Annotated in this window: 8 protein-coding genes; 2 read left to right on the top strand and 6 right to left on the bottom strand. The window is 58.9% G+C overall.

What is annotated here, in order from left to right; all coding sequences use genetic code 11:
- Positions 1–194 (bottom strand): hypothetical protein (locus ACR0NO_RS20795; protein WP_480725412.1); only part of this gene is annotated, 194 nt, incomplete at its 3' end.
- A 27-nt stretch (positions 195–221) separates the two neighbouring features.
- Between ACR0NO_RS20795 and ACR0NO_RS20790 the strand changes: the two genes are divergently transcribed.
- Positions 222–1,769 (top strand): trimethylamine methyltransferase family protein, encoded by a 1,548-nt coding sequence (locus ACR0NO_RS20790; RefSeq protein ID WP_480725410.1) that lies wholly within the window; start codon positions 222–224, stop codon positions 1,767–1,769.
- 135 nt (positions 1,770–1,904) lie between these two features.
- On the opposite strand, the gene ACR0NO_RS20785 is transcribed toward ACR0NO_RS20790, so the two are convergent.
- From ACR0NO_RS20785 to ACR0NO_RS20770, 4 genes are read right to left on the bottom strand one after another with little or no spacing between them, the layout of a single operon-like run.
- Positions 1,905–3,245 (bottom strand): NAD(P)/FAD-dependent oxidoreductase, encoded by a 1,341-nt coding sequence (locus ACR0NO_RS20785; protein ID WP_480725408.1) that lies wholly within the window; start codon positions 3,243–3,245, stop codon positions 1,905–1,907.
- Complete coding sequence (locus ACR0NO_RS20780) at positions 3,242–4,738, bottom strand: aldehyde dehydrogenase (protein WP_480725407.1); 1,497 nt, start codon at positions 4,736–4,738, stop codon at positions 3,242–3,244. The genes ACR0NO_RS20785 and ACR0NO_RS20780 overlap by 4 nt, the downstream gene beginning before the upstream one ends.
- A 3-nt stretch (positions 4,739–4,741) precedes the next feature.
- Positions 4,742–5,671, bottom strand: coding sequence for a dihydrodipicolinate synthase family protein (locus ACR0NO_RS20775; protein WP_480725405.1), 930 nt, complete (start codon positions 5,669–5,671; stop codon positions 4,742–4,744).
- Between the two features lie 7 nt (positions 5,672–5,678).
- Complete coding sequence (locus ACR0NO_RS20770) at positions 5,679–6,389, bottom strand: GntR family transcriptional regulator (RefSeq protein ID WP_480725403.1); 711 nt, start codon at positions 6,387–6,389, stop codon at positions 5,679–5,681.
- 163 nt (positions 6,390–6,552) lie between these two features.
- On the opposite strand from ACR0NO_RS20770, the gene ACR0NO_RS20765 reads away from it, so the two are divergent.
- Positions 6,553–7,503 carry a GlxA family transcriptional regulator gene (locus ACR0NO_RS20765; protein ID WP_480725402.1) on the top strand — a complete coding sequence of 317 codons (951 nt, stop codon included), beginning with the start codon at positions 6,553–6,555 and terminating at the stop codon, positions 7,501–7,503.
- A gap of 378 nt (positions 7,504–7,881) precedes the next feature.
- Here ACR0NO_RS20765 and ACR0NO_RS20760 read toward each other — a convergent pair whose 3' ends face one another.
- Positions 7,882–8,421, bottom strand: a complete 540-nt coding sequence (locus ACR0NO_RS20760) for a ZrgA family zinc uptake protein (protein WP_480725400.1) — start codon at positions 8,419–8,421, stop codon at positions 7,882–7,884.
- Positions 8,422–8,563: the final 142 nt, after the last annotated feature.

Here is an 8,563-nt window from a genome sequence, read left to right as displayed (position 1 = left end):
TGGTCGCCCTCGCCAAGGCGCTGTTCCGCGACAGCCAGCGTGACAAACACGCCGAGGCACCACAGGCCGCAGAATAAACCCACCAAAACACAAACAATCAAAGCGCCGCCCAAACACAGGGCGGCGCTTTTGCGTGTCGCATCCTGCAAGCACATATCGCTATCAGAGAGGTTGGCGCGCCGCGAATCCGTCATTTTGGTTCCAAGATGGAGGATTGCCCTTTGAATATTCGAACCCAATCACGTTCCGGAGGCCGCGCTGCGCGACGCGCGCAACGCACAGCCCCGAACTTTGAGATGCTCCCCGGCCTGACCCGCACCATTCCCGAATGCGAGGTGATGGACGGCAGCCAGGTCGAGATGATCGACAACGCCGCCATGGACATTCTGGAAAATGTCGGCGTTCAGTTCCGCGACCCGATCGCGCTGGAAGACTGGAAGAAAGCCGGCGCCAAGGTTGACGGGGAACTGGTCTATCTGGACCGCAACATGGTGCGTGAGCTTATCTCGACCATTCCGGCACAGTTCACCTATCACGCGCGCAACCCGGCCAATAACGTCAAGCTGGGCGGCAAGCATTCGGTCTTTGTGCCGATGACAGGCGCACCGTTCCTGCGCGATCTGGACGATGTGCGCCGCAACCCGCTGCTGGAAGATCTGGCGATGTTCCACAAGCTCAGCCATATGATGCCCGCGCTGCACAGCTCGGCCCACCATATCGTCGAGCCTTATGATCACCCGATCAGCCAGCGCCACCTGCGCATTACTTATTCCTCAATGAAATACTCGGACAAGATGTTCATGGGCATGACCACCTCGCCCAAGAATGCCGAGGACGTGATGGATATGTGCGCGATCCTGTTTGGGGATGGGTTCATCGATAGCCACCCCGTGACCACCGGCAACTGCAACGGCAACAGCCCTCTGGTCTGGGATGAGACCATGTTAGGTGCGATGCGTGCTTTCTGCCGCCGCAATCAGCCGGTCCTCTGCTCACCCTTCGTTCTAGGGGGCGCGAACACGCCTGCCTCTGTGCCTGCCACCGTGGCGCAATTAACGGCCGAGGCGCTTTCAGCGCTAGCCTATACGCAGGTGGTCCGCAAAGGGGCGCCCGCGATCTGGGGTCACTACCTGTCGACCGTGTCGATGAAATCCGGCGCGCCGATGGCTGGCACGCCCGAGATCAGCCTGATGAACTTCATGATTGGTCAGATGGCGCGATTCTATGATGTTCCCTGGCGCACCTCGAACACGCTGGGCGGTGCCAAAACGTTTGACGCACAGGCTGGCTACGAATCTGCCACGACGCTCAGCGCGGTTCTGCATGCCGGGGCGAATTACATCTGGCATTCGGCGGGCTGGAACGAGGCCGGTATGCATTGCTCGGTCGCCAAGTTCATCGTGGATTCGGAACAATGCGCTATGGCCTATCGCATGGCGGAAGGTCCCAAATGGGGCGATTTCGATCAGGCACTGGCCGCCGTTCCGGATGTCGGCCCGGGCGGCCACTATCTGGGCCATCCGCACACGCAGGACAACTTCCAGACAGCGTTCTTCATGCCCGAGCTGTTCGACAACAACTCGATCGAGCAGTGGCAGGCGGAAGGCAGCGTTGAGATCACGGAACGCGCCCTCAAACACGCCAAGAAACTGCTGGCCGAGTATCAGGAACCAAAGCTGGACGAGGCCAAGAACGAAGAACTTCTGGACTATATCGCGCGCCGGGAACGGGAAATTCCGGCAGCGGATGAGTTGAACCAGACCTACTGATACCAACTCCCCTACTGGCCCGCCCACCATTCAGGGCGGGCCTTTTTTTGCAAATTCGCTAGTGCTGCAACAGGCGAGAGAACGTGCATGTCTCAGGCCGCTAGGTGGCGGCAAACTCAGTTGAGCCCACCAAGCCTATTCATCCCGCGCGCGCCATTCTTTCCACCGCAACACGGCATTCGCCCCGATTTCCCGGAACGGCTGGGGCGGCAGGTGTTTGGGCGTGTCTTCGGCCTCGAAAAAATCTGTGATGTCGGAACTGTGGCCGCAGGCCCTCTCGGCCGCTGCGATCCCGGTCAGGGTCCCGCGCGCAGTGCCCAGCCCGTTCTGAACGCAACCGGAATATACGCCCGGCTCGATCTCTCGGGCGACGGAGACGCTATTGAGGCTTAGGCATAGGTGACCGGCCCACTGATGCTCCATCCTCAGCCCTGCCAGTTGCGGGAACCGCTGATCGAACTTGCGCTGCATCACTTTGGCGGCGCGTGCCAGATCGCTCGAGGTTGCTTCCATGCCTGGTCGCAACGCCGCACAGGTCCGGGTGACAATGCGATTGCCGCCCTGCCCGGTGTCGATCCTGCGCATGGTCGTTCCCATGGGGTCCGAGGGCGTCACGCCCCAGCGCGGCTGCCCGCCCAAACGGGTCAGCGCATGGGCGTCCAACTCGGGCGTCATGGAGGCAAAGAGGAACAGCTGCATCAACCGGTCACGTTCGATCCCGAAGCTTTCCAGATGGCCGTTGACTGTCAGGATGATCTTGCCGGTGCTAACGGTGCCTTTCCCAGTCTGCACCATCCAATCGCTGCCGCGTTTTTCAAACCCAAGAACGGGCGAGTTTTCGAAAATGGCGACCCCATCCCCGGCCAGCCCTGCAGCCAACCCGCGAACATAACCCGCGGGTTGCAGCATGACCGTTCCGGGTGTGAAGAGGCCCGATTGATAGTGCCGCGATCCGGTGAGTTCGTGCATCTGCGCGGGGTCCAGCATCTCGCTGGTTTCACCCAAGGTTTCCAGATGCCGCGCGTAGCTGACATTGTGGGCATGACCCGTGTCGCCAAACGCTCCGTTGACCTTGCCCACTTCGTCGAAAAAGTTGCGGTCGATCTGGTATTGCTCAACAGCGGACCGCGCGAATGCGATGGCCTGCCGGTTGAGGGCGATCATGGTCTTGTCATCGCCCGCTCCGGCATAGTCATCCGATGCAAGGTCATGCGGCAGATCGATCATAAAGCCCGAGTTTCGCCCCGCGGCCCCTTCGGCCACGCGACCGGCCTCAAGCACGATCATGCGGGCCTTGGGGTCCAACTGGGTCAGACGCCGCGCCGCCGACAAACCGGCAAAGCCGGCGCCGACGACCACGACATCAGCCGTCAGATCCCTATCCAACTCCACCGCGGGCGGCTGGGCGCCGAGGATGGCGCTCCAGGCCGCAGGGCCGCGATGGGTTGGCAGTTTGCGTGCTGAGTATGCGCTCAATCGACGGCCTCATCCGCATCATCGGCCAGATCAATCCAGATGGTTTTCAACTGGGTGTATTGATCATGCGCATGGACGGAGTTGTCGCGCCCGCCGAAGCCGGACTGCTTGTAGCCGCCAAAGGGCGTGGTGATATCCCCTTCGCCAAAGCTGTTCACGGTCACTGTCCCTGCCCGGATCGCCCGAGCGCCCCGGATCGCGCGTTTCGCGTTGGCCGTGAAAATCGAGGCGCAGAGGCCATACTCGGTATCATTAGCGATCTTGATGGCCTCATCAAAGCCCGAGACCTCAATCACCGACAGGACGGGACCAAAGATCTCCTCGCGCGCCAGAGTGGCGTCATTGCCCGAGACTTCGACGACGGTGGCTTCGACAAACCCTTTTTCAGCTTTGCCGCCAATCACTACGTTCTCGGCCTGATCCAGATAGCCACACACTTTGTTATAGTGCCCTTCGCTGACCAGCGCGCCCAAACGGGTTTCCGGGTCCAGCGGGTCGCCAATGTTCCACTGTTTGGCGTGATGGGCGATGCGCTCCAGCAACTCGGCCTTAACATCCTTGTGCACGATCAGCCGCGACGAGGCCGAGCAGTTTTCGCCCATGTTCCAGAACGCACCATTTACGATATGCGCGGCCACGCGATCCAGGTTTTCGGCGTCATCCATCACGATGGCGGGGTTCTTGCCGCCCATCTCCAGCACCACCTCTTTGGCGTTGCTCTCAGCCGAGTAGGTCAGGAACCGCTTGCCGGTCACGGTCGAACCGGTGAACGAGACCATATCCACATCCATATGCCGCCCGATCGGCTCACCCACGGCGGCACCGCCGCCGGGGACGATGTTGAGAACGCCACGCGGCAGGCCCGCCTCCATTGCGAGTTCGGCCAAACGCAGCGCGGTCAGCGTGGTCTCAGCTGCGGGCTTCACTACGACCGAGCACCCTGCCGCCAGAGCCGGTCCGATTTTCCAGGCCAGCATGAGCAGCGGGAAGTTCCAAGGCAGCACCAGACCCACCACGCCAATCGGCTCACGCACGACCATGGCGATATGATCATCGCTGGCAGGTGAGACCTGATCGTAGATCTTGTCGATCGCTTCCGCGTGCCATTTCAGGCAGTGGATCGTTTCCGGCACATCCACCGTTTCACAGTCATAGATGGTCTTGCCGCTGTCGATGCTCTCCATCACCGCCAGTTCGCGGGCGTTGCGGGTCATCAATTTGCAGAGCCGGATCAAAACGTCCTTGCGGTCCGAGGGGTGCAGTTTCGACCACCGCCCATCGTCAAAGGCTTCGCGCGCTTTCTCAACTGCGAAATCAACGTCCGCAGCACCACAAGAGGCGATATCGGCCAGCTTCTCACCGGTGGCGGGGTTCACCGTTTCGAACGTCTCGCCCGAGATCGCCGGGCGGTACGCGCCGTCAATGAATGCTCCGGTCGGCAGAGTCAGGTCTGCGGCGATGGATTTGTATTCGTCCTGTGTCAGCAATTCCATGCCTTAGCCCCCAATCTTCTTTTCAGCTACGATATCAGCGATTGATTTCTTCAACACGCGCGTCACCTGTTCCAGCGCCCGCTTGTCATCCTTGTTCAGCCCCTTCAGCGGAGCCCGCATTGCGCCCGCCTCAATGCCGTTCATGGTGACGCCATGTTTAATGGTCTGGATGAACTTGCCGCCCTGCTCCAGCACCCGCATCAGAGGCATCATCGCGCTCATGATCCTGCGGCCTTTTGCGAAATCACCTTCGATCACACAGGCGTTGTACAGCGCCACATGTTCTTCGGGCAGGAAGTTCGACCCGCCGCACACCCAAAACGGCGCGCCCCAAGCGAAGAACTCCAGCGCCTGATCGTCCATGCCACATCCCAGTTGGATATGCGGGTAGTCGCGCGCCAGCAGATGTACCCGGTTGATATCGCCCGAGCTTTCCTTGATGCCACAGAAATTCCGGCTACGGCCCACACGGTCGAGGAATTCCTCGCCCATCATCGTCCCGGTGCGGTGCGGGTAGTTGTAAAGCATCACGGGCAGGTCAGCGGCCTTGTCGATGGCCAGGGCGTTCAGCGCATTCTCACGATCGGTGGGTACCGAATAAGGCGGGCTTGCCAGCAGGATCGAGTCTGCTCCGATCTCACGCGCACCCGAGGCCAGCGCAATCGAGTCCGGCGTCAACATCGCGCCGGTTCCAACGACCAGAGGCAGACGACCTTTCAACTGCGCATGCGTGAACTTGGCAAGTTCCAGCCGCTCTTCCACGGTCTGGGCATAGTTTTCGCCGGTCGAGCCGCCCGAGATCAGCCCGTGAACGCCATTGGCGATCAGGTATTCGATCACGTCGGACAAAGCGTCCCAATTCACGCTGCCATCCTCGTGGTAGGGCGTGACCACAGGGGTATAGATCCCCTCAAACTTGAAAATCGGGTTCATTCCGTCCTCATGCAGGTTTCGAAAGAGGCGGGATGCCCATCGGGACATCCAGCGCATCAGGCATCACGAACAGCTCAATCTGATCGCGAGACAGGTTCCAGTGGTCCTCGGCCAGCTGCGCAGCAGCCGCCTCATCGCCCGCCTCGATGGCGGCGATGATGGCGTCGTGCTGACGGCTGGCTTCAGTCAGATTTTCGGTCAGACCCGCGTTGCGTGGTCTGTAAAAGGTCATGCCGATCCGCGCATGGTCGATCAAAAGGCGATTGAACGACGGCAACAGATATACATTGCCGGACATCTGCCCCGTGACATCGTGAAACCGGTTATTGGCCAGCGCGCGATCCTCGGCCGAGCCTGACTGCAAAGCTGAACAAAAGGACCGCTGGGCATCCTTCAAATCCTCAATCTGATCTGGCAGAGCGTTGCGCGCGGCCAGCCTAAGGATGGCGCCATACACCATCGGAGCCGCCAGAAAGAAATCCCGCAGCGTGGTATGCGACATCTCAGATACGCGCGTGCTGCGATTGGCGCGTTGATCCAGATACCCCTCACCGGCCAGTTCCCGGAACACTTCGCGCAGCGGGGTTCGCGACAGGCCGAAAGCTTCGGACAGATGCGCCTCATCCAGATCCGCACCGGGTTGTAGCCGCAAGGTCAGAATCGAGACCTTGAGGTATTCTGCAAGATCAGATTTGCGCGAACGCGCTTCGTCCTTCATCCGCCTATCCCTTTGTCGCAGCCGCTTGGCGAATCTAGATCGCCCAGCCAAGGGTGTTGTATGCGGTTAAAATACAACTTGTATACAATTAATTTTCGTGCAGCATAGGCAACCTGCGAATAATGTTGAAACCACCCAGCAGCCCGGAAGCGCAAAGACCGCCATGCCCGATCCCAGCCACATCACCTTCATTCTGATCGAGGAGTTCTCGCACCTCGCGTTTTCCTGCGCGGTCGAGCCTTTACGGATTGCCAACCTCGTCAGCGGGCAGGATCTCTACAGCTGGTCTTTTGTGTCTGAGCATGGCGAACACGCTGTCTGCTCCAACGGCTCGGTGACTCTGGTCCATGGGGGATTCGATAACCTCCCCAAATCTGATCAGATTTTCGTGTTGTCCGGCATCCACATGCGGAACCACGCCTCCAAACCTCTGCTGGCGTTGCTACGGCGTGAACGGGCAAGAGGAACTGCCATCGGCGCACTATGTTCGGGCGCTTGGCTTTTGGCCGAGGCCGGTTTTCTGAACGAAATACAGGCCGCCATTCACTGGGAATACCATGACGCCTTCACCGAGGCCTTTCCCGACGTGAACCTGGTGCGCAGCGTGTTTGTGGCCGACGAGAAGCACATCACCGCCTCGGGCGGAACGGCGACCGCCGACCTGATGCTGCACTTGATCGAACGAGATCACGGGGTCGAGCTGGCCATGGATGTGGCCGATCAGATGGTTTACAACGCCGTGCGCAACGCCACGGCCAAACAACGCGTTTCCCTGCAATCGCGAAACGGAATGCGCAACATCCATCTGGCCAAAGCGATTGAGGTCATGCGAAACAACATCGAAACGCCCGTCTCGCCCTCTGCGATTGCAGATGAGCTCGGTATTTCGACACGGCAGCTCGAACGGCTTTTCGGCAAATACCTGAATACCTCGCCCAAAAAGTACTTTATGGAGATGCGTCTGGAACGCGCGCAAAAGCTACTGTTGCAAACCGAGGCCTCTGTGACCGAGGTCGCCATGGCATGCGGATTTGAGAACCCCGGCCATTTCTCACGCGTGTTTCGTCTGAGTTTTGGCGTCACGCCTCACGCACAGCGCAACAAGATTGACTGAAATCAAGCAAACCCACCACTGGGGGAGAGCGTCCTGATCTGCCCGAAACTGGGCACATCCACGCTCATCCCCCGATCCCTTCGAGAACCCCCTCATTAAAATCGGACTAGTCAACACCTCGGTAGGATAGTGTGGTGGTATTCCCGAATGTTGGCACAAGTATTGCTAGATCATGTCAGATTGAGGTTTCTTTCTGCCATAAACATTAATTTTGCGGAATTTGATCAGATTCCAGATCAGAGTTGAGCGTTTTGTTCACTCATAAGGACCCACTCGCCCGCTCAGGCCATAGGTGATTCCGATCCGACATTCGAGTTTGTCCTTTTTGCCGGTCAACTCACACTGTCGAAAACCTCTCAAAAAGGCCGCGATACGAAGTCAGTCCACGCCTTGCAAGGCCGAGACATCGAGAACCGGCGACTGCGAGGTCACATGGACCCGCCGCGTAACACCCTGCGACGATGCGGTGATATCGAGCGTCGAAACTTGATCAAAACGCTCAAAATACGCGAATTCGATCATATCCAGAGCGGCCATGTCCGAACACTGAATAACATACTCGGCCAGAAACTCGGGCGCGCCCACCGCGTCTGCATCCGACCCCAGCCCTTCGCCCGTCAAAGACACATTGGCCGATGCCGTGGCGCACCCAGCTTGTTCAGGGACAACAAAAAGGGTTAACGGCTTTGACAAGGACGAAATGGCATCCGCGATCGCGGACCGATCCGCGTCATCTGCTGCGCGATGGTCGAACCCCAAAATATCCTCGCTCGGAACCGCTAACGACACGCTGAACTGAGTTTCCTCAAAGGAAATATCCAATGACCCCGCAACAGCACTCTGCGCGGGAACCTGATCCCCTGCCCATGCCTGGACGGTTACTGCACACAAACCGATCGAAGCACTCAACCACTTCATGAACTCACACCACTCGCAATAGAATCACATGGATTAGTCTAACTTTATACGAACATGGCGCAATCGCGACGGCGTGTATCAGACCCACCAGATATGGGGATGTAGCGCCCCTGTAGTAAATCCGACAATAAAACTCAGGTTG

It is taken from the genome of Ruegeria sp. CL3, from assembly GCF_056536505.1.
The sequence above is the reverse complement of the archived record's forward strand: the minus strand, read 5'-3'. Positions and strand labels throughout refer to the sequence as shown.

Excerpts from the sequence above, each read along its gene's own strand:
- ACR0NO_RS20760 (WP_480725400.1), bottom strand. The coding sequence starts at position 8,421 with ATGAAGTGGTTGAGTGCTTCGATCGGTTTGTGTGCAGTAACCGTCCAG.
- ACR0NO_RS20775 (WP_480725405.1), bottom strand. The coding sequence starts at position 5,671 with ATGAACCCGATTTTCAAGTTTGAGGGGATCTATACCCCTGTGGTCACG.
- ACR0NO_RS20765 (WP_480725402.1), top strand. The coding sequence starts at position 6,553 with ATGCCCGATCCCAGCCACATCACCTTCATTCTGATCGAGGAGTTCTCG.
- ACR0NO_RS20780 (WP_480725407.1), bottom strand. The coding sequence starts at position 4,738 with ATGGAATTGCTGACACAGGACGAATACAAATCCATCGCCGCAGACCTG.
- ACR0NO_RS20770 (WP_480725403.1), bottom strand. The coding sequence starts at position 6,389 with ATGAAGGACGAAGCGCGTTCGCGCAAATCTGATCTTGCAGAATACCTC.